The following is a 19,275-nucleotide window of genomic DNA, read 5'->3' on the forward strand; positions in this document are numbered from 1 at the left end:
GACCGTGCCGCCGACGTGCCTTGCGCAGCGCCCGTACTCTCCCGGGCCGCTCAGGCCACGGCGGGCTCCGCGTCGAGGACCGCGTCGATCTCGGCCAGTTCCTCGGAGGTCGGCACCCACTGCCCGGCGGCGGCGTTGGCACGCACCTGCTCGGCACTGCTCGCCCCGGCGATGACCGAGCCGCAGCCGGGCCGTGCGGCGAGCGCGCCAACGCCGATCTCGAGGACGCTCCGGCCGTGCGCCTCGCCCCAGGCGGCGAGACGTTCGACCGCGTCGAGGCCGGCCTCGGTCACCCGCTCGGGCCGCGACGCCAGGCGCGAGCCCGCGGGCACGCCCGTGAGACGGCGCACCTTCCCGGTCAGCAGGCCGTTGGCGAGCGGGTAGAACGGCAGCACACCGAGGCCGTAGTGCAGCGCCGCGGGCACCACCTCCCGCTCCGCACCGCGTTCGAGCAGCGACCATTCGTTCTGAGCCGAGACGAACGGGACGGCCCCGATCTCCCCGGCGACGTGCGCGGCCTCGGCGATCTGCCAGCCGGCGAAGTTGGAGTGCCCGATGTAGCGCACCTTGCCTTCGCGCACCAGCTCGCTGAGCGCGGCGAGCGTCTCGGCGATCGGCGTGCGCGGGTCAGGGGTGTGAAGCTGGTAGAGGTCGATGTGGTCGGTCTGCAGGCGTCGCAGCGACTCCTCAACCGCGCGCCGGATGTAGGCCCGGCCGCCCTTCGCCCCGGCCGCCGGCCCGTACCCCAGGTCCGCCCGCTGATAGCCGAACTTGGTGGCCAGCACGACCTCGTCGCGCCGCCCTTTCAACGCCTGGCCGAGCAGCGTCTCGGAGCCGCCCCCGGCGCCGTACATGTCGGCGGTGTCGAAGAGCGTCACCCCGGCGTCGAGTGCCGCGTCGACCACCGCGAGCGTCTGCGCTGCGTCGAGACGTCCGCCGAAGTTGTTGCAACCGAGTCCAACTACGGAGACGAGGAGTCCGCTGTTGCCGAGCGTTCGATATTCCATGGGGTGACTCTAGTTCTGGCACGACAACCGGACCGGCCAGCCCGTCACCCGGTCACTGATCGACCACTGAGCACATCGGAACCACTCGTCTAGGGCTCGCCTGACGGCCCGAGGTCTGTCGACATCAAGTATCTTGACGTCGAGATTTATCTCCGGCAGGCTGCTCCCCGAGCACCGGAACGGAAAACGGGGAGTGGCGGGCCATGCGAGACAACGGGGGCGGGCTGCTGGCGCAGCTGCGCCGGCCGCCGGGCGGGCGGGACGGGCGGATCATGCTGCTCGCCCAGTTCCTGGACCGGGCCGGGACGGGCGTGTGGGCGGCAGCCTCGGTGCTCTACTTCACCTTCGTGACGCGGCTGGACGCCCGGCAGGTCGGCCTGCTGCTGGGCGTCGCCGCGGTGGCGGGCATCGCCGGGTCTCCACTGGCGGGGCAGCTCGCCGAGCGGTTCCCGCTGCGGGGGCTGCTGATCTGGAGTCACCTGCTGCGACTGGGCGCGATGGGCCTGGTGCTGCTCTGCGACAGCTTCACCACCCTGATGCCCGTGATCGCCCTCATCTGCCTGGCCGAGCGGGCGGCCAAAACGCTGGAGATGCTCTTCGCCACCCGGGCGACGGGCGAGCGGCGCTCCACCTACCAGGCACTCACCCGCAGTGCCGCCAACGCCGGGTACGCGCTGGGTGCCGGGATCGCGGCGATCGGCCTGGCCGTGGGGACGGAGAACGCCTACCGGGCGCTCGTCCTGGCCAACGCGCTCTCCTTCGCGGTGACCGCGGCGCTGGTGTGGCGCACCCGGGAGCCCCAGGGCGGCGGGCGGGTGGCGGCGCGCGCCGGTACCGCCGCCGCACCGGACGCCACGACGGCGGGGCCGGCGCCCAGCCCCTGGCGGGACGCCGGCTACCTGCGCTTCGTCCTGCTGGACATCCCGATGTGCCTGGACGACTCGCTGCTCAACGTCGGACTGCCACTCTGGCTGGTGAACCACACCTCGGCGCCGCACGCCTTCGTCCCGGCCTTCCTGGCACTCAACACCGTGCTGGTGGTCGTGCTGCAACTGCGGGTCTCGGCGCGGGCCGAGGGGCCGCACCGGGCGGCGGCCGCGGTGACGCTGTACGGGGTGGCGGTGCTCGCGTCCTGCGTGGTCCTGGCGTTCGGTACCGGCGGCGGGCCCTGGAGCGCGTCGATCGCCCTGCTGGTCACGGCGACGCTGGTGACCGCCGCCGAGCTGGTGCGGTCGGTGACCTCCTGGGAGCTGGCGGTCTCGCTCGCACCCGACCGGGCCCGGGCCTCCTACCTCGGCGTGGCCGGCATGGCCCAGTCCGTCCAGAAGTCCGCCGGACCGCTGCTGCTGACCGGCGTGGTGATGGCGACCGGCCCGGCGGGCTGGCTCGGCCTCGGGGCGGCGGTCGCCGGCCTGTCCGTCGTCCAGCGGCGGGCCTGCGAACGGCGGCTGACGGCCATGCGGCCGAGCGGCGCGGCGGCGCCGGTCTCGGGGCCGGGGTCTGCGCCGGTGTCGGCGGCTGCGGCTGCGGCTGCGGCCGAGCCGGAGGCTTTGCCAGCGGCGATGCCGGAGTCGCTACCTGTGCCGGCGGCTGCGCCCGAGCCGGCGGACGATGCGGCGGCGGGACCGGCCGAACGCCCCGCGACCGGCCACCGCTGACCCGAATGCGCAGCCGGCTCACCCGGCCGGGTCATCTCTGTCACCCGTTCGCACCGCTCCGGTGGCGAAAACGCCGGATCCCGCACGTTTCGCATGCCAACGTTTGAGGGGCACCCCCGCAGGGCGCCTCTGAGGCCCGCCCCGGGCCCGGTCCGGCCGCAACGGCGGACTGAAGAGCTGTGATGACCTGGAAGGCTTGAGATGTCCGTTCGTGGAACGCTTTGCAAGTTCGCCGTCACCGCTGTCCTGGCGGCCGCGGCCGCGGTCGCCGTGCCCACCACGGCGGTGGCGCACAGCGACGCCCCGGAGCCGTCGTCGGCGTCGGGTCTCGCCACGGGCGCGGCCTCGGTCGGCCTCTTCGGCCCGAAGATCAGCTGGCTGGAGGCGTTCAGCCGGAGCAACGGCTGACCGGCCGCACCCCTGTCACCCGGACGCCCCGGCCGCACCACGCGGCCGGGGCGTCCGGCGTTCGTTCCGACCGGACGGTGACGCCTCCACGGCGGCCCCGAGCCGGCCGACGTCGTGTCGGCGTCGCCGTGCCGGCGTCAGGGGAGCTTGCCGAGGGCTTTGGCCATCAGGGCCTCGGCCACACCGCCGGGCGGGAAGGGTGACGACTCCGTGGCGAAGAACTCGACGAGGTAACCGCCCTTGCTGGTGGTGACCTTGTCCACGACGGCGGGTGCGTAGGTGGTACCGCCGTAGGTGCAGGTGTACGTCTCACGGCGGGCCACCACGTCCCCGCCGATCGCCGGAGCCGGCAGGGCCTTGACGGTGACCTCGCAGCTCTGGGGGTCACTGCTGAACTTGATGTTCGCGGTGTACGACGGGCAGCTGCTCAGCTGGTCCCGGACCGCCTGCATCGACCGGGTGATCTCGGCGGCGTCGGCCTTCTTGAGCTGCTCGTTGAACGAGTAGTGCTCCTTCGATCCGCCCGCCGGGTTGTAGTAGTACTCCGCGGTGTCGTCCGCGGTGTGCTTCCACCGCGTCTCCCGGTTGCGGGCCTCGCAGGGCCAGGTGCCCGCGACAGGACGCCCGTAGCCCATGTCCCCCGCACCGAGGTTCTCCTTGTAGCCCGCCGGCAGCTCGCTCTTCTGGAGCAGCTTGGCCTGCATCGCCCGCCCCTCGGAGAAGTAGGGCACGGCGAAGGCCACACCCAGCGCGGCGGCTCCCGCGACGAGCGACGCCGTGATCACCGCCCACGGCCGCCACGACCGGCCCGAGGCCGCCCCCGCGGCGGCGGCCGTCCCGGGGGTGACGGCGGTGAGCGGTGCGACCGCGGCGGCGGGCGCCGCGGGAACGGCAGCGGTCGCCGACGACGCGGGAAGGACAGCGGTGGCGGGCGGCGCAGGAACGGCAGCGGTCGCCGACGGCGCGGGCGGCGGCGGCGCGGGAACTGTGAGCCCGGCGTACGCGTCGATGACGCCGGCCGACGTGGCGTCGCCCGCCATCGGTCCGGGCACAGCGGCCATCGGCCACGGAGCGGGGTGTACCGGACCGGTCAGCACCGGACCGGTAGCGGGAACGGTTACCACCGCCCCAGGCACGACAGGCCCGGATACGACAGGCCCGGGGACCACCGGCCCGGGGACCAACCCAGCGGGACCGGGGGTGCCGGCGGGCTGAGCCAGCAGCGCGGCGGCCTCGTGAAGGGTGAGCCTGCGCCGGGGATCCTTGGCCATCAAGCCCTCGATCACGGGCGCGAGCGCCCCCGCTCGACACGGTGGCGGCGCCTCGTCCGAGACCACGGCCAGCAACGAGGCGGTCGGGGTGCCGCGCTGGAACGGGGACCAGCCCTCGACCGCCTGGTACAGCGAGACGCCGAGCGAGAAGAGGTCCCCGGCCGGCCCGTCCTCCTGTCCGTGGAGGCGCTCCGGCGCCATGTACTCGACCGACCCGATGACGGCGCCCGTCGCGGTGAGCGCGGTGTCCTCGTGCCGCAGCGCGATGCCGAAGTCGGTCAGCAGCACCTGACCGTCATCGGCGAGCATGATGTTGGCCGGCTTCACGTCCCGGTGGACGATGCCAGCCGCGTGCGCCGCCCCCAGCGCCGACAGCATCGCCGCACCGATCCGGGACACCGCCTCGGGCTCCAGCGGCCCGGCCGCCAACCGGTCGGCCAGCGAGCCCCCGGTGATCAGCTGCATCACCGTCCACGGCACACCGTCCGCCACGACCACGTCGTGCACCGCGACGACGTGCGGGTGGTCCCGCAGCCGGGCGGCACTGCGGGCCTCCCGCTGCGCCCGGACGAGCCGTTCCTCGGCCTGGGCCGGGCTCATCGAAGGCGCCAGCCAGACCTGCTTGACCGCCACGTCGACATGCAGAGCGAGGTCGGTCGCCTGCCAGACCTGTCCGAAGCCGCCGGCACCCAGCCGCCGGACCAGCCGGTATCTGCCGGCGATGACCAGGCCCTCGTACTCCCCCTCGCCCGCCACCCCGTCGCGCACGGCTGCCACCGCATACCCCCTCGTCGACCGGCGCCATGATAGCGACCGACCGTCACCGCCCCACCGGGACGGTCGTGTTCACCGCCGCCGCGCCCGCACTCCCGGCCGCCCACCAGCGCCCGGGCAGGCCGATCGCCCCCTGGACGGAGCCCGCGGCGCGGGAGGCCCGACCGGCTCGTCCGGCACGCGCAATGACCCGTCCTCGCCGGGGCGGGCGTGGCTGCCGATGTCCGATTCGAAGGGGGTCGGCAACGGCGTTCGCCCACCAGACTGAACGGGTGACGACATCCCCGGCCTCTTCCGACCGTCTCCGCGCCGTTCTCTTCGACTCGGGCGGCGTACTCATACGGCCGATCGGCGGCCGCTGGAACCCGCGAGCGGACTTCGAGCAGACCGTCCTCGCCCATGCCCCTTCGACCACAGCGGAGGAGTTCGCGGCAGCCATCGCGGTGGGGGACCGCTTCTTCGCCGCCTCGTCGTCGACGCCCGACTACGACGACTACCACCGGGTGATGCTCCACCACCTCGGCGTGGACCCGACCCCGCACCTGCTCGCCGACCTGCGCCGCGAAGTCCCCCCTCGCGTACTCCTGGAGACGTACCCGGACGTCGAGGAGACCCTGCGGGAGCTGAGCCGCCGGGGAGTCCGGATGGCCGTGGTGTCGGATGCCTGGCCCAACCTGCCCGCGCTCCACGCCGGACTCGGGATCGACCGGTTCTTCGAGGCGTACGCCATCTCCGCCGTCCTCGGCTGCACCAAGCCGGACCCGCGCATGTACCACCACGCCAGCGACGCCCTGGACCTCGCACCCTCGGAGTGCCTGTTCGTCGACGACGATCCCGACCTGGTCGCCGCGGCGATCCGCCTCGGCTACGCGGGACGCGCACTGCAACGGGACGCGGCCGCCTCCCCCGTACCCTCCATCACCTCCCTGACGGAGCTCCTGGACCTCTTCTGACGCGCCCGGCACGGTCCGGTGGCGCCGCGACGGCATGGCCGACGGGTCCGGCCCGGGTCGGTCGTCGAGGTCCGAGCCGGCCCGGGCGTGGCCACCGCGACCCGCAGCACAGGCCCAGTCGCGTGTCGCTCGGAGCACCCGGCAATCTTCGGTAAGGCAGGTCGAAGTCCGGTGGGACGGAAGTGCGCTGCAGCCGGAAAGCCATGACGCGCCCCACCTTCACGGGTGGTCGGATCATGAGGTGTTCCAGGGCGGGGAGAAGAGGGGGAAGGGCTGCATGTCGACGGCAGCGTTTCGGTTCCCCGCACTGCAGGGGCACGATCCGGACAGTCTCGGCGGCCTTCGGTTGGTGGCGCGGCTGGGCGAGGGCGGCATGGGCCAGGTGTTCCTCGCCCTCTCCCCGGGCGGGCAGCCGGCCGTGAAGATCGTTCGCAACGAGTTCGCCAGGGATACGGAGATGCGCTCTGTTTGATGATCCGGACAGTGGCCGTGACCCGTTCGGCGGAGGCCCGAATGCCTCATCTGACAAGCAGCAGAGGCCCTTTGGCCCTACGTTGCCACGTGAGGGGGCTACCCGAAGGAAAGGCGAACACTGCCATGGCAGGAAAGTTCGAGCTGTACACAGACGACACCGGCATGCACCGGTTCCGGCTCAAGGCGAGCAACGGCTCCGTCGTGGTGACCGGCGACCCGCACGAGAGCCGGGACGACTGCATCAGGAGCATCGAGTCGATCCGCAAGCTCGCGCCCTACGCGGAGCTGAAGGAGACGGCGGCCGGTCCGGCCTGAGCGGGCGCCCGCCGGTGACGGCGGGGTGAGGGCGGGAACGCGGGTCGGCGGGACAAATCGCCGACCCGCGTTCGTTTGTACGACAGATCCCTTTGGCCGCCTGCACGCCGGACCCGGACACAACTCAGGCATGCGCGTCGCCATCGTCACCGAATCCTTCCCTCCCGAGGTCAACGGAGTCGCCCACAGCGTGCTGCGGACGGCCGAGCATCTGGTCCGCCGGGGCCACCAGCCACTCGTCGTCACCCCGGCGCCCGCGCGTGGCACCGACTGCCCGCCGCACACCTTCGGGGCCGGCCCGACCGCCGCCGAACTGCCGGTCGTCCGGATCCCCTCCGTCTCGCTGCCCGGGTACCCGCAGGTGCGGATCGCCCTGCCCAGCCGGCAGCTCACCGCCGCCATCGCCGGGCACCGGCCCCACCTCGTCCACCTGGCCAGCCCGTTCGTGCTCGGCGCGCGCGGCATGCAGGTAGCCGACCGGCTCGGCGTCCCCGCCGTCGCCGTCTACCAGACCGACCTTGCCGGCTACGCGCACGCCTACCGTGCCGGGCGCGGGCTCGGCGAGGCCGCCGCCTGGCACCGGATCCGCACCATCCACCGGGCCGCCGCCCGCACCCTCGCGCCGTCCACCCCGGCGGCGCAGGACCTCACGGCGCACGGCGTGCCCCGGGTCCAGCTCTGGCCGCGCGGGGTCGACTCGGCCCGCTTCCACCCGCGCCACCGCGACGAGGCGCTGCACCGGGCCCTCGCCCCCGGCGGGGAGGTGCTGGTCGGCTACGTCGGGCGGCTCGCGCCAGAGAAGCGGGTCGACCTGCTGGCCGCCACGTCGGCGCTGCCCGGGGTCCGGACGGTGGTCATCGGCGACGGGCCGTCCGCCGCCGGGCTCAAGGCCGCGATGCCCGGCGCGGTCTTCCTCGGCCGCCGGACCGGCGACGAACTCGCCCGCTGCTTCGCCACCCTGGACGTCTTCGTGCACACCGGTCCGCTGGAGACCTTCTGCCAGACCATCCAGGAGGCGATGGCCAGTGGCGTCGCGGTCGTCGGCCCTGCCGCCGGCGGCCCGCTGGACCTCGTCGCCCACCACCGCACCGGTCTGCTGGTGCCGCCCCGGGACGGCGCCGCGGTCGCCCGGGCGGTCGGGACGCTGGCCGCCGACGCCGGTCTGCGGGCCCGCTACGGGCGCGCCGGGCGGGCCGAGGTCACCGCCCGTACCTGGGAGGCGGTCGGGGACCTGCTGCTGCGGCACTACGCGGAGGTGCTGGCGGAGCACCGTGGGGTCGCCGTCGCCGCGGATGCCGCCCCGGTCGCGCCGGTCGCGCCGACGGCGGCCGTCCCGGCGGTGGCTGTCCCGGCGGTGGACGCCCCGGCAGCGGACGCGGCGGTGGACGCCTCGATGGCGCAGGAGCTGTCGGCATGACCGGACACGGGGGCCCGCTGCGGATCGTCCGGGTGGCGAACTTCGTCACCCCGGTCTCCGGCGGGCTGCGGACCGCCCTGCGTCACCTCGGCGCCGGCTACCGGGCCGCCGGGCACGTCCCGGTACTCGTCGTGCCCGGCGAGCACCGCAGCGAGGAGGAGACCGGGCAGGGCCTGGTCGTCACCCTGCCCGGGCCCGTGCTGCCCGGCAGCGGCGGGTACCGGCTGCTCACCGACCGGCGGGCCGTCGCCCACGAGCTGACCCGGCTCGCGCCCGACCGGCTGGAGGTCTCCGACCGCACCACCCTGCGCTGGACGGGCGGCTGGGCGCGGCGGCACGGCATCCGCTCGGTCATGGTGTCGCACGAGAGCGCCGTCGGGGTCCTCCGGACCTGGGGCCTGCCCGCCCCGCTCGCCGGCGCCGCCGCCGACCGGCTCAACGCCCGGACGGCACGGGCGTACGACACCGTGGTCTGCACGACGGACTGGGCGGCGGCCGAGTTCCGGCGCCTGGGCGTACGGAACCTGGCGCGCGCACCGCTCGGTGTGGACCTCGCCGGGATGCGGCCGCCGGCCGACGGGGACCGGGCGCAGGAGCGGGCGCGGTACGCGGAGCCGGGGCAGGTGCTGCTGGTGCTCTGCTCGCGGCTCTCCGCCGAGAAGCACCCCGAGCGGGCTGTCGACGCCCTGGCCGAACTGCGCGCGCGCCGGGTGCCGGCCGTCCTCGTGGTGGCCGGCACCGGACCGCTCCGCTCGCGACTGGCCGCCCGGGCCGCCCGGCTGCGGCTGCCCGTGCACTTCCTCGGGCACGTCGGCGGGCGCGACGCCCTGGCCCGGCTGCTCGGCTGCGCCGACGTGGTCCTCGCACCGGGGCCGGTGGAGACCTTCGGCCTCGCCGCGATGGAGGCACTCGCCTGCGGCACACCGGTGGCGGTCAGCCGCTCCTCGGCGCTCCCCGGGCTGGTCGGGCCGGCCGGGGTGGCCGCGGAGGACACCGGTGCGGGCTTCGCGGAGGCGGTCCGCGTGCTCCTCGCCCGCCCCGAGGCCGCCCGCCGCGGCGCGGCCCGCGCGCATGCGGAGCAGTACGGCTGGCCCGCGGCCGTCGCCGCCTTCCTCGCCGCCCACGGCGCGGGGCGGGAGCGACGGGCGGAGGCTCCGGGGGCACGGGCGGGGGCGGGGGTGGCGGTGCCGGGGCGGCGTCCTGAGCGGGCGGGGGCAACCGGCAACGCACAGGAGGTCGGACCGGCCGACTTCCTGCTCCGGCGGCGAGGGACGGGGAATCGGGAGGCAGGCAGTGAGCACGGCGGTGGTCGGGGACGAGGGTGGCGGGACGGCCCCGGGCGGGACGCTCCCGGGCGGGACGGCCTCGGGCGGGACGCTCCCGGGCGGGACGGCCCCGGGCGGGGTGCGAGGAGCAGGTGAGCGGCGGGCGGCCGGGCCGGTGCGGTTCGTGGCGCTCGGAGACTCGCTCACGGAGGGGGTCGGCGACCCGGTGGCCGACGGGTGGCGGGGCTGGGCGGCCTTGCTCGCACGGTCGTTGGCGCCGGCCGGGGTCGGCGTCGAGTTCACCAACCTGGCGCGGAGCGGGGCGCTCAGCACCGATCTGACGACGGAACAGCTGCCCGCCGCGCTGGCGCTGCGTCCGGCGGTGGCGGCCGTCGTGGTCGGGGGCAACGACACGCTGCGCGCCGGGTTCGAGATCGGCCGCACCACGCGGGAGTTGGACACCACCCTCGGTGGACTGTCCCGCAGCGGCGCGCTGGTGCTCACCGCGTGCCTGCCCGACCCGGGCACGCTGCTGCGGCTGCCGCAGCCCCTCGCCCGTCCGCTGGCCCGCCGGATGCGCGCGGTGAACACGGTGGTGCACGCCCTCTCCGTACGCCACCGGACGGTCCACCTGCACATCGCCGAGCTGCCGTGGACGGCGCAGCGGCAGCTGCTGAGCGTGGACCGGCTCCACCCCAGCGCCGAGGGGCACCATCTGATCGCCCGCGGCTTCCACGACCTGCTCGCCGCCGCCGGCCGCCCGCTCGGCCCGGCCCCCGCCGCCGAACCCGCCGAGCCGCCGCCGGGCGCGCTGGCCGACCTCTGGTGGATGGCGACCCGCGGCACCCGCTGGGTCGCCGACCGCAGCACCGATCTGCTCCCGGGTCTCCTCGCGCTGGCCGCCGTCGAGGGCTTCACCCGGCTCCGCGGGGCCACCGGCCGCCAGGACGAGCGGATGGCCCGCGCGGCGGAGGCGGCGCTCGCCTCGATCGGGCGGGCCGGGGCGGGCGACCCGCTGCCGGGGGCCCGGGGCTACGCTCCTGACGGGGTACTGCCACGAACAGAGGCGGCGTCAGGAACGGCGCCACGAACAGTGGCAGCGCCACGAACAGAGGCAGCGCCGCGAACGGCGCCACGAACGGAGGGGACCGCCGAATGAGCGGAACGGTCACAGCAGTCAGCAGCAACGGCGAGTACTCGTTCACCAAGCCCAACCGGGCCGCCATCACCCTGCTCACCGGGCTCGGGGTGGAGGGGGACGTCCATGCCGGGGTCACGGTCAAACACCGCTCGCGGGTCGCCCAGGACCCGACCCAGCCGAACCTCCGGCAGGTCCACCTCATCCACGAGGAGCTCTTCGCCGAGGTCGGCGCAGCTGGGTTCGGCGTGCGGGCCGGCGATCTGGGCGAGAACGTCACCACCCGCGGCATCGACCTGCTCGGCCTGCCCACCGGGGCGCTGCTGCGGATCGGCGGCGAGGCGGTCGTCGAGGTCACCGGGCTGCGCAATCCGTGCCTGCAGATCGACAACTTCCGGGCCGGGCTGCTGAAGCAGGTCGTCGGCCGGGACGAGGCCGGGAACGTCGTGCGCAAGGCCGGCATCATGGGCGTCGTGCGGGCCGGCGGCACGGTGCGGCCCGGCGACGCGATCGCGGTGGAGCTGCCGGAGGGGCCGCACCGGCCGCTCGAACGGGTCTGACCCTGGTTCGATCCCCGGGGGTGGCGGGGAACCGTTGAGATGGGCGAGGGTGTCGTGGTGGGCAGGCGGGCGGGGGTCCGCCCGGTTCGGTGGAGGGACTTGCTGTGGTGACGTCACCGCCTTCGGGCAGCCAGGACGGTCGTGCGGGGCGCGAGTTGCTGGCCGCAGCCGGGGTGCTGTTCCCGGACGGGCAGGGCCGGGTACTGGTGGTCCGGCTGCCGTACGACCGGAAGCATCCGCTGGCCATCTCGGGCGGCGGCTGGGAGCCGGAGGACCTCTCACCGCGCCGGACGGCCGTCCGGGAGATCGCGGAGGAGCTGGGGTTCACCCCCAGGCTCGGGCCGCTCGCCTGCATCGACTGGACGCTCGACGACTTCCGGCCGCCGATCGCCGCGCACCTCTACTGGGCCGAACCGCTCACCCCTGAGGAGCGCGCGGCCTTCACGCCGGACACCGCGGAGGTCGGCGGCTGGGCGTGGCTGACGCCCGAGCAGGCGGCTCACGCGCTGCCGCCCCGGCTCTCCCGCCGGGTGAGCGCCTGTCTGCGGGCGCCGCGCGAGGCCGGGCCGTTGGAGCTGGAGGACGGCCGGCCCGCCGGGCACACGCTCGACCATCTGGCGGCCGTGCCGACGCCCGCGTACACCGGGCCGGCGGGGGTCACGCTCACCGGCACGCCCGACCTGCCCCAGGCCGAGCCCACCGCTCCCCCGCTGGACCGGAAGACGTACATCGCCACCCGCCCCCGGATCCGGGCGAAGGCGCGCACGCTGTTCACCGACGCGGCCGGGCGGGTGCTGCTGGTACGGCTGCGGCCCTGGGCCGGCCCGGGCGGCGAGGAGCCGTACTGGGTACTGCCCGGCGGCGGCATCGAGGCGGACCGGGAGCTGCCCCGGGCCGCGGCCCGCCGGGAGGTGCGCGAGGAGCTGGGCTGGGAGTGCGAACCGGGCCGGCTGCTGGCCCTCGACTGGCTGCCCGGGAGGGACGCGGACCCGGCGAGCCGCCGGGACACGGCCGTACTGGTCTACGTCTTCGACGGCGGGACGGTGACGGAGGAGCGGCTCGCCTCGATCACGATGGCCGAGGACGAACTGGTCGAGTGGCGGCTCTGCGACCCGGCCGAGGCGCGGGCCCTGCTGTCCGCCTCGTCGTGGGACCGTACGGCGGCCGCGCTCGCCGCCCGCACCCGCCCGGGCGGCCCGGCCGAACTGGTCGGCGGGCGACCGGCGGACTGACGGCCGGGCGGACCGGCGGCCGGTGGCGGGCGAACCGACCGCAGGCTGACGGCCCTGCGGGCAGGCCGATCCGCCGGACCCGAACGGGCTTCCTGGTCCACACTGGGCCCATGCAGAACGCGATCGGGAAGGTACTGGCCGGACGTCGGGTCGAGGCGGTCAGCGGCGGCGGCCGGCTCGACATCACGCTCGACGGACCGGTGACCGTCCGGGTGGCGCACGAGTTCGTGTTCGCGGCACCGTCCGAGGTGGACCACTTCTTCCCCGCCCTGACCTTCCGCCCGTCCGGCACGCTGCTCGGCCTGGTGGGCCGGACGGTCGGTGCCGCCCGGGTGACCATGGCGGGCGGGCTGGAGCTGGCCTTCGACGGTGACGCCGTGCTGTCCGTGCCGCCGCACGCACAGGTCGCGCCATGGAGCGTGCTCACGCCCGACGGCGCCGTCTGCGCGGGACTGGCAGGCGGCGAGGTGGCGTGGGCGGAGGAGCCGGCGGGGCAGGAGGAGCGGGAGGGGCCGGAGGGTCTGGCGGCATCGGACGGGTGAGCCGGTCCGTCCGGGGCGTGGAGTGCCCTGCCTCGAACACCGCCCACGCCGGGGCACCGCCCAGACCTCGGAGCCGCTCAGGACCTGGCACCGCCCAGACCTCGGCGCCGCTCGGGCCCGGGCGTTGTCACCGACCGTCCGGACGGACTCCGCGCCGCGCGACGCGGGGTCCGTCCATCGGACACGGCTACCCGGGACGGGAGCCCCGGCCTCGCGGCGTCAGACCTCCAGGTCGGCCTCGATCTTCGTGAGCTGGTGCCGGGCCATCGCCAGGTTGGCGCGGCTCTTGTCCAGCGCGAGGTAGAGGAAGAGGCCCTTGCCGCTGCGGCCGGTGAGCGGGCGGATCAGGTGGTACTGGCTGCTGAGGGTGATGAGGATGTCCTCGATGCCGTCCTGCAGCCCGAGCATGTCCATCGTGCGCATCTTGGCCCGGACCACGTCGGTGTTCCCTGCGGCGGCGACGTTGAGGTCGAGGCCGCCGGGGCCGTCGAGGGTGGCGAGGGCCATCCCGCTGTTGTAGTCGACGAGGGCGGCACCGAGGGCGCCTTCGATCACGGTCATGGTCTGCTTGAGCGCGCCGACTGCGTCGGTCATGGCGGTGTCTCCAGTTCGTTCGGAAGATCGGAAGATCAGAAGGGCCGGAAGGGTCGGAAGGGTCGGAAAAGGTCGGTGGGTCCAGGTCGCTGGATCAGGGTCACCGGAGCCCCGTCACCGGGTCCGGCCCGGTGGGATCCAGGTCGGCGGGGTGAGGGCGGCCCTTGGGAAGGGTGTCTTCGGAGGGGCTTACGGAGGGTCCTTCGGGGTCAGCGCGTCGTTGAGGAGGCCGGCGATCCGCCGGGCGGAGCGTCGGGCCTCCAGGTGCAGGCGGCCGACGTTCACGTCCGGGTGCGCCAGCAGGGTCAGCACACAACTGCCGCCGGCCGCGTAGGTGGCGACGTACCCGTGCTCGCCGCGGACCAGCGACTCCCGGAACTCGCCCTGGCCGGTGGTGTCGGCGAGCCGCTGGGCCAGGCCGAGTGAGGCGGCGGTCATCGCGGCCAGGCCGGTGGGCTCGGTCCCGTGGGTGTCGTGCGCGACCAACAGGCCGTCCACGCTGGCCACCAGGCCGCCCGCGAGGTGCGGGACCCGGTGCTTGAGGGCACGCAGTTCGGCCAACAGGTCCGTCTCCAAGGCGATCAGTTGTCTCCTTCCGACACGCTGCTTGAGCGCCCGCCTCATGACCGTGAGAGCGGGGTCGCGGGCGGAGAGTGGTTCAAAGTCGGGCCTCCAGAAGGATTCGGACCCGGGTCAGCAGCGCGATGTCCGGGTCGGGGACGGTCAGCGGGTGGGCCGCTGCCGGGTCCGGCGGGTGGACCGGGGCCGGCGCGTGGACCAGGGGCGGGGCGTGGACCAGAGCCGTGGGCGGGCGGTGGTGGGCGGAGCGGGCGGCGCCCGCCGGGAGCAGCGCCGCCAGGGCCGCGCCGGGCACACGGCGGTGCAGGCCGGGCACTGGACCGGGCAGCGGTTCGGATTGCGGTCCGGGTCGTGCTCCGGCCCGCGGCTCGGACTGCGGATCGGACTGCGGCGCGGGCCGCGCTCCGGGCTGCGGGCCCGGCCTCGGCTCGGGCTGCGGGCCCGGCGGACGGCCGGACGGCGCGCCACCGGAGGTACCGGCGGCCATGGCGCGGCCGGCGGCGGCCGCCGCCCAGGCGGCGTGGCGCGGGGCGCCGCGGCCCGGGGTGGCCAGCAGTCCGGCAGCCGCGAGGCGGCGGACATCGGCCGTGGTGGCGAAGGCCGAGCGGCCGAGCAGCCGGGCCAGCTCCGCCGGGGTTCTTCGCCCGTCCGCATGGTCGAGCAGTTCGCGCTGGCGGCGGCTGGGTGGGCAGGGCCGGCCCCCGACGCGGGTGCCCGGGGCGGCGCACCGCTCCTGGGCGCCACCCGGACGGACCGGTCCGACCGTGTCCGCCGGGCGGACCGGCGTGGTGTCGAGCTGCGGCCAGGGCCAGATCCGTTCGAGCAGCCGGTGCCGGCGCTCCACCTCCCGCCGCAGCCGCCGGGCGCTCACCGCCGCGACCGGGCCGAGCCAGTGCCGTACGCCCGGCTCGAAGGACCACGGGCCTGCCGGGGTGCCCGTGGCGCCGAGGACGAAGAACGCGGCGTCGTAGAGGACGCCGAGCTGGCAGACCTCCAACTCGCCCCGGGTGAGGAGCCGTTGTTCGACCAGGGCGCCGCCGACCCGGCCGTGCGGGCCGAAGGAGCGCACGGCCTCCTGCCAGGCCTCCCGGGTGATCCGGCCGCAGCGGGTGAGCAGGGTCGCCAGGTCGGGCGCGCGGTCGGACTCGGCGTGCACCACCAGGCCGTCGGCGAGGTGGAGCGTGCCGGTGGGGCCGCGCAGCACACCGGTCGCACGCTCCCCGGCCAGCTGTTCGACGGCGGTGAAGGACCCGCCGGTGGCCATGGCGTCGACGTCGTTCACGCCGGCCGCCCGGTGGCTGCGGCGGGCCCGGCACCGCGGCCCGCTGGCCGAAACGCGACGCCGCGGGCGGGCGAGGCACCGGGTTGGCCCGGCAGGGCGTTCGTCATCCGCGTACCAGTCATCCCAGCACCAGTTCCTCCGCGAGGGCCTGGAGCCGGTAGCGGGCCGCGGCGAGGTTGCCCTCGGTCCGGTCCAGCCAGAGGTGCAGGACGAGCGGGCTGTCGAAGACGGTGTCGATGAAGCAGATCAGGTGGTAACTGCGGCCCGCAGTGACGATGATGTCCTGTAACGGCACCCGGCGGTCCTCCGCCGCGGTGAAGGTCTCGCTCTCAACAGCCGTGCGTACCAAGTCGGTTGTCTCGGCAGCCGAGATTTCGTGGTCGCCGGTGGGGCTGACGCCGACGCTGCCGAGGGCGAGTCCGCTGCTCCAGTCGATGAGGCTGGCCGCGCGGGCCCCGGCGATCGCCATGGCCCCGGACAGGCATTCGTCGATCCCCGGCACTCGGGCTCCTTCGGGCGGTTGGGCAGCCGGGCGCGCTGGGCCGGCGCCGGCCGGACCGCCACGACGAGTGGCGGGTTCGACACGGAAGGCTACTGGCCGATTCCGTATGACGAACATTCCAATGGCATATTCACACCACAAGGGGCTGATTTCGGCCAAGCTATGACGGCCCATCAGCTCGCACCGACTGCCCAAACGCGCTGGCGAGAGCCGCCCGCTGCCCGACCTCGCGACACCACGCAGCAGCCCACCTGGAGCGGGACCTTGGCCGGTTGTCGGCCACGAGGAAGAGTTCCGGCCACGGACTGCGATAAGACCGATCCGTCGACCGCGCCGCCGGACGCCGTGGCCGGGGCGGGCGGCGTCACCGCTTCGCACCCGCCTGCCCGGGCGCCGCGTCGCAGAGGGAATCCGGCGCGCGGCCGGAACCGCCCGCAAGGGGCCGGCGGCGGTACGGGCCGGACGGACGGCGCATGCGTTGACGGCACTGGAGGCGGCTCGCTCCGGGGCGTCCGCCGCCGCCGGACGGGGCGGGGCGCGTGAGGTCAGGTCCGCTCAGCACCGTGGGGAACGACGAGGGGGCCGTTCCGGTACGGAACGGCCCCCTCGGGGTGGAGCGCCAGGCCCGGGTTGAACGGACTCTTCCTACTGAAAGTAGGACGTGCTCCGGTAGCACCTCTGACGCATGTCCGAGAGATCATTTCCTCTCGACGGGAAGAACATTAGCAGGACATCACGCCTGCTCAGAAATCGAACCGATGGGGTGGGACGAGGGACCCTGCGGTCGGGCACGGACCCCGACGGTCGGGCACGGGCCCCCGGTCCGACACGGACCCCGCCGGTCGGGCATGGGGGAGCCCCGCGCGGGAAAGTCGTCGAAGTCCGCCGGTGGTGGCCCTAGGCTGACCGGGTGGCCCACACCAAGACCTCGTTCGTCTGCCTGACCTGCCGCGCCTCCTACAAGCAGCCGTACGACGACACCCACCCCCGCGAGCGCCCCTGCCCGCGCTGCACCCGCCCACTGATCCGCGTGGGATCCGCCTTCGAGGCGCCTCGCCGCCGCGACACCGCCGCCTGGCGGACCCTGTCCGCCCTGCTCGACGCCGGCGTGCGCTTCCACAAGAACCACTGCGGCGGCTACCGCCCCCGCACCCTCGGCGAGGTCCGCGAGCGGATGGCCTTCGCCCGCCGCACGGGCGAACCGGTCGCCGAAGCGCTCGTCCGCCGCGACCTCCCGTAGGGCCTCGCCGCGCGGCCTCGAAGTCCCCGGAGCCCATGGGACCCCGGGCCCTGATGGAGGCCGGGCGCCCGACGCTCCGGGCCGAGGCCAGGAACGCCGAGCCGGGCTCAGCACGGGCTCAACGACCTCGCGGAGCCCTCAACGACACCCTCCTGAACGGGGTCCCCGGATTCCGCGCGATCTGGATCACCGGCCGGTGCGGCGGCACTCAGCGCCGCCTCGACCTGGCGGTTGCTGGTCATGGTCGACGTGACGGCGGTCATGGTGAGGAGGAGGCCGGCGGCGGTGTAGAGCGGGGTGCGCACGTCGTAGGTGGTGGCCAGCCAGCCGCCGAGGAAGGCGCCGAACGGGGCGGCGCACATGGCGAGCATGCGGGAGGTGGAGGCGACCCGGCCCATCAGGTGAGCGGGGACGATCGCCTGTCGGAGGGAGGGGCCGAGCACCATCGTGGCGCCCATGCCCGCCCCGCAGACGGCGAGCGCGAGGCCGGCGACGTACGGGTTCGGGGCGACGGCCAGGCCCAGGATGGCGAGCCCCTCGACTGCGGCCGTGCAGGTGAGCGCGGTGCCGGTGCCGAGTCGTCGGCCGAGGAAGGAGGCGATGCCCGCGCCGAGCAGACCGCCGGTGGCCTCCGCCGTGAGGAGCAGGCCGAAGCCGTAGGTGCCGACGCCGAGGCGATCGTGCGCGAAGAGGGCGAGTACGGTCTCCACGGCGAGGAAGGCGATGTTCCCGACCGCCGGACGCAGCGCGAGCCCGAGCAACAGCTGATCACGGAACACGTACGAGGCGCCGGCCCGCGCCTGCCGCACCAGCGACTCACGGGCCTGCGGTACGGGCCGGGGTGCGGCGGGCAGCGACCTTACGAGCAGTGCGGAGAGCGCGAACGACACCGCGTCGGCGAGCAGCGGAACCGCCCGCCCGAGCGCGAGCAGGGCACTGCCCGCAGGCGGCCCCGCGAAGCCGGACGCGGCGGTCTGGGCGCCGCGCAGACGGGAGTTGGCGCGCTCCAGGAGCGCGGGGTCGCGGCCGAGCAGATCCGGCAGATAGGCCGTCGCGGCCGTGTCGAAGAAGAGTCCGCCGAGGCCGAGCAGGAAGGCGACGGCCGCGAGCAGTGGAATGCTCAGCACGTCGAGCGCGGCCGCTGCCGCCGGTATCGCGAGCAGCACCGCACGCGCCGCGTCCATGACCCACATCGTGCGCCGACGGTCCCAACGATCCACCAGCGCACCGCCGACCACCCCGAAGAGCAGCCACGGCAGCGTTCCGGTGGCCGTGACGACGGCGAGCGCCATCGGATCCCGCGTCAACGTCAACGCGAGCAGCGGCAGCGCGGCATGCGACACCCCGTCACCGAGCGAGGACACCGTCTGCGCGGTCCACAGCCGTCCGAACCCGGTCGGCAACTTCCCAACGGCTGAGGTCACTTGGCGCCCCCTTCGGGCTGCTCACGCGGTGTCGGGTGGAACAGTGCGAAGACGAGTGACGCGTCCGGCAGCGACGGATCGGACAGCTCCCGGTACTCGTCCGCCAGTGCCTGCAGCCGCGCCCCCAGCTCCGCGAACTGCTCCTCGGTGAGCCGCAGATGCGCCATCCGGACGTGCCGCTCGCCATCCACCGGCGCCGCCTCCAGGTCCGCCACCGCATGCCGCATCAGCACATCCGGCTCTCCCTCGCCCCGGTCCGGCAGCACGATCGCCCGTGCGGCCATGGCGTAGTACCGCTCGGTGACCCCCCGGACCTTCCGCGTTCGCACCACCTTCACCAGGCCGGCCCGTTCGAGCAGCCGTACGTGGTAGCTGGAACTCCCCTTGGCAAGGCCCACTCGCTCGGCGATCTGCGTGATCGTCGCGGGCTCGAAGCGGAGCACGGCCATGATCCGGTGACGCGTGAGATTGGAAACGGCGCGTAGCTGTTCGTCAGTGGTGACGTGGAACGTCCCGGGAAGATCATCGGTAGGCATGCCCCTAATAGTCAACACTTCTTGACCATTAGGCAAGGGGTTTTGCCCAGACTTCTGGAATCGGCTGTCCAGCCCCCGGCGGTCGGATCGTCTTCCACGCCTTC

The 19,275-nt window shown here is 74.6% G+C and carries 20 protein-coding genes; 12 read left to right on the plus strand and 8 right to left on the minus strand.

All coding sequences use genetic code 11. The features are described from left to right. Positions 1-50: 50 nt before the first annotated feature. On the minus strand, positions 51-1,007 hold the full coding sequence (locus ACZ3YO_RS19560; RefSeq protein WP_360253334.1) for an aldo/keto reductase: 957 nt from the start codon (positions 1,005-1,007) through the stop codon (positions 51-53). A 203-nt stretch (positions 1,008-1,210) separates the two neighbouring features. Between ACZ3YO_RS19560 and ACZ3YO_RS19565 the strand changes: the two genes are divergently transcribed. After that, entirely contained in the window at positions 1,211-2,665 is a 1,455-nt protein-coding gene (locus tag ACZ3YO_RS19565) for an MFS transporter (protein WP_465570718.1), read from the plus strand. 201 nt (positions 2,666-2,866) lie between these two features. After that, positions 2,867-3,073 carry a hypothetical protein gene (locus tag ACZ3YO_RS19570; RefSeq protein ID WP_465570721.1) on the plus strand — a complete coding sequence of 69 codons (207 nt, stop codon included), beginning with the start codon at positions 2,867-2,869 and terminating at the stop codon, positions 3,071-3,073. Between the two features lie 137 nt (positions 3,074-3,210). Here ACZ3YO_RS19570 and ACZ3YO_RS19575 read toward each other — a convergent pair whose 3' ends face one another. Then, positions 3,211-5,121, minus strand: a complete 1,911-nt coding sequence (locus ACZ3YO_RS19575) for a serine/threonine-protein kinase (RefSeq protein ID WP_465570724.1) — start codon at positions 5,119-5,121, stop codon at positions 3,211-3,213. A 269-nt stretch (positions 5,122-5,390) separates the two neighbouring features. Here ACZ3YO_RS19575 and ACZ3YO_RS19580 point away from each other — a divergent pair, with 269 nt between their 5' ends. From ACZ3YO_RS19580 to ACZ3YO_RS19620, 9 genes are all read left to right on the plus strand, one after another. Then, positions 5,391-6,071, plus strand: coding sequence for an HAD family hydrolase (locus ACZ3YO_RS19580; RefSeq protein WP_465570727.1), 681 nt, complete (start codon positions 5,391-5,393; stop codon positions 6,069-6,071). A gap of 277 nt (positions 6,072-6,348) precedes the next feature. After that, the gene (locus ACZ3YO_RS19585) at positions 6,349-6,543 is read left to right on the plus strand and encodes a hypothetical protein (protein ID WP_465570730.1); all 195 of its coding nucleotides are present in this window, start codon (positions 6,349-6,351) and stop codon (positions 6,541-6,543) included. Positions 6,544-6,668: 125 nt separating this feature from the next. Then, positions 6,669-6,860, plus strand: a complete 192-nt coding sequence (locus ACZ3YO_RS19590; protein ID WP_396322477.1) for a YegP family protein — start codon at positions 6,669-6,671, stop codon at positions 6,858-6,860. A gap of 130 nt (positions 6,861-6,990) precedes the next feature. Beyond that, on the plus strand, positions 6,991-8,277 hold the full coding sequence (locus ACZ3YO_RS19595; protein WP_465570734.1) for a glycosyltransferase family 4 protein: 1,287 nt from the start codon (positions 6,991-6,993) through the stop codon (positions 8,275-8,277). Next, positions 8,274-9,698, plus strand: coding sequence for a glycosyltransferase (locus tag ACZ3YO_RS19600; RefSeq protein ID WP_465570737.1), 1,425 nt, complete (start codon positions 8,274-8,276; stop codon positions 9,696-9,698). The genes ACZ3YO_RS19595 and ACZ3YO_RS19600 overlap by 4 nt, the downstream gene beginning before the upstream one ends. A gap of 28 nt (positions 9,699-9,726) precedes the next feature. Then, positions 9,727-10,701 carry an SGNH/GDSL hydrolase family protein gene (locus tag ACZ3YO_RS19605; protein WP_465570739.1) on the plus strand — a complete coding sequence of 325 codons (975 nt, stop codon included), beginning with the start codon at positions 9,727-9,729 and terminating at the stop codon, positions 10,699-10,701. Next, a complete protein-coding gene (locus ACZ3YO_RS19610; RefSeq protein ID WP_465570742.1) occupies positions 10,698-11,240 on the plus strand; it encodes an MOSC domain-containing protein in 543 nt (180 codons plus the stop codon). Before ACZ3YO_RS19605 ends, ACZ3YO_RS19610 begins: the two co-directional genes overlap by 4 nt. Before the next feature lie 107 nt (positions 11,241-11,347). Further along, the gene (locus ACZ3YO_RS19615; RefSeq protein WP_465570744.1) at positions 11,348-12,472 is read left to right on the plus strand and encodes an NUDIX hydrolase; all 1,125 of its coding nucleotides are present in this window, start codon (positions 11,348-11,350) and stop codon (positions 12,470-12,472) included. Positions 12,473-12,582: 110 nt separating this feature from the next. Then, positions 12,583-13,014 (plus strand): DUF6188 family protein, encoded by a 432-nt coding sequence (locus ACZ3YO_RS19620; protein ID WP_465570747.1) that lies wholly within the window; start codon positions 12,583-12,585, stop codon positions 13,012-13,014. Between the two features lie 219 nt (positions 13,015-13,233). Here the strand turns inward: ACZ3YO_RS19620 and ACZ3YO_RS19625 are convergent, their stop codons facing one another. The 4 genes from ACZ3YO_RS19625 to ACZ3YO_RS19640 all read right to left on the minus strand — a co-directional run bounded on the left by ACZ3YO_RS19625 (position 13,234) and on the right by ACZ3YO_RS19640 (position 15,971). Continuing rightward, positions 13,234-13,608, minus strand: coding sequence for a hypothetical protein (locus ACZ3YO_RS19625; RefSeq protein ID WP_465570750.1), 375 nt, complete (start codon positions 13,606-13,608; stop codon positions 13,234-13,236). 189 nt (positions 13,609-13,797) lie between these two features. Then, positions 13,798-14,184 carry a roadblock/LC7 domain-containing protein gene (locus ACZ3YO_RS19630; RefSeq protein ID WP_396322483.1) on the minus strand — a complete coding sequence of 129 codons (387 nt, stop codon included), beginning with the start codon at positions 14,182-14,184 and terminating at the stop codon, positions 13,798-13,800. Positions 14,185-14,266: 82 nt separating this feature from the next. Next, positions 14,267-15,469: a hypothetical protein gene (locus ACZ3YO_RS19635; protein ID WP_465570753.1), complete on the minus strand. Its 1,203-nt coding sequence runs from the start codon at positions 15,467-15,469 to the stop codon at positions 14,267-14,269. Positions 15,470-15,587: 118 nt separating this feature from the next. After that, positions 15,588-15,971: a hypothetical protein gene (locus tag ACZ3YO_RS19640; RefSeq protein ID WP_465570755.1), complete on the minus strand. Its 384-nt coding sequence runs from the start codon at positions 15,969-15,971 to the stop codon at positions 15,588-15,590. Positions 15,972-16,881: 910 nt separating this feature from the next. Between ACZ3YO_RS19640 and ACZ3YO_RS19645 the strand changes: the two genes are divergently transcribed. After that, entirely contained in the window at positions 16,882-17,211 is a 330-nt protein-coding gene (locus tag ACZ3YO_RS19645) for a deoxyxylulose-5-phosphate synthase (RefSeq protein ID WP_465570758.1), read from the plus strand. Between the two features lie 107 nt (positions 17,212-17,318). Here ACZ3YO_RS19645 and ACZ3YO_RS19650 read toward each other — a convergent pair whose 3' ends face one another. Both ACZ3YO_RS19650 and ACZ3YO_RS19655 read right to left on the minus strand, forming a co-directional pair. Next, a complete protein-coding gene (locus tag ACZ3YO_RS19650; protein WP_465570760.1) occupies positions 17,319-18,635 on the minus strand; it encodes an MFS transporter in 1,317 nt (438 codons plus the stop codon). Beyond that, complete coding sequence (locus ACZ3YO_RS19655; RefSeq protein ID WP_465570763.1) at positions 18,632-19,171, minus strand: ArsR/SmtB family transcription factor; 540 nt, start codon at positions 19,169-19,171, stop codon at positions 18,632-18,634. The genes ACZ3YO_RS19650 and ACZ3YO_RS19655 overlap by 4 nt, the downstream gene beginning before the upstream one ends. Positions 19,172-19,275 lie beyond the last annotated feature (104 nt).

The organism is Kitasatospora sp. NPDC022785 (genome assembly GCF_055561295.1).

What these genes read in the sequence shown, in the direction of transcription:
- ACZ3YO_RS19565 (WP_465570718.1), top strand. Translation starts at nt 1,211, where the DNA reads ATGCGAGACAACGGGGGCGGGCTGCTGGCGCAGCTGCGCCGGCCGCCG.
- ACZ3YO_RS19570 (WP_465570721.1), top strand. Translation starts at nt 2,867, where the DNA reads ATGTCCGTTCGTGGAACGCTTTGCAAGTTCGCCGTCACCGCTGTCCTG.
- ACZ3YO_RS19595 (WP_465570734.1), top strand. Translation starts at nt 6,991, where the DNA reads ATGCGCGTCGCCATCGTCACCGAATCCTTCCCTCCCGAGGTCAACGGA.
- ACZ3YO_RS19560 (WP_360253334.1), bottom strand. Translation starts at nt 1,007, where the DNA reads ATGGAATATCGAACGCTCGGCAACAGCGGACTCCTCGTCTCCGTAGTT.
- ACZ3YO_RS19610 (WP_465570742.1), top strand. Translation starts at nt 10,698, where the DNA reads ATGAGCGGAACGGTCACAGCAGTCAGCAGCAACGGCGAGTACTCGTTC.
- ACZ3YO_RS19620 (WP_465570747.1), top strand. Translation starts at nt 12,583, where the DNA reads ATGCAGAACGCGATCGGGAAGGTACTGGCCGGACGTCGGGTCGAGGCG.
- ACZ3YO_RS19655 (WP_465570763.1), bottom strand. Translation starts at nt 19,171, where the DNA reads ATGCCTACCGATGATCTTCCCGGGACGTTCCACGTCACCACTGACGAA.
- ACZ3YO_RS19585 (WP_465570730.1), top strand. Translation starts at nt 6,349, where the DNA reads ATGTCGACGGCAGCGTTTCGGTTCCCCGCACTGCAGGGGCACGATCCG.
- ACZ3YO_RS19600 (WP_465570737.1), top strand. Translation starts at nt 8,274, where the DNA reads ATGACCGGACACGGGGGCCCGCTGCGGATCGTCCGGGTGGCGAACTTC.
- ACZ3YO_RS19590 (WP_396322477.1), top strand. Translation starts at nt 6,669, where the DNA reads ATGGCAGGAAAGTTCGAGCTGTACACAGACGACACCGGCATGCACCGG.
- ACZ3YO_RS19625 (WP_465570750.1), bottom strand. Translation starts at nt 13,608, where the DNA reads ATGACCGACGCAGTCGGCGCGCTCAAGCAGACCATGACCGTGATCGAA.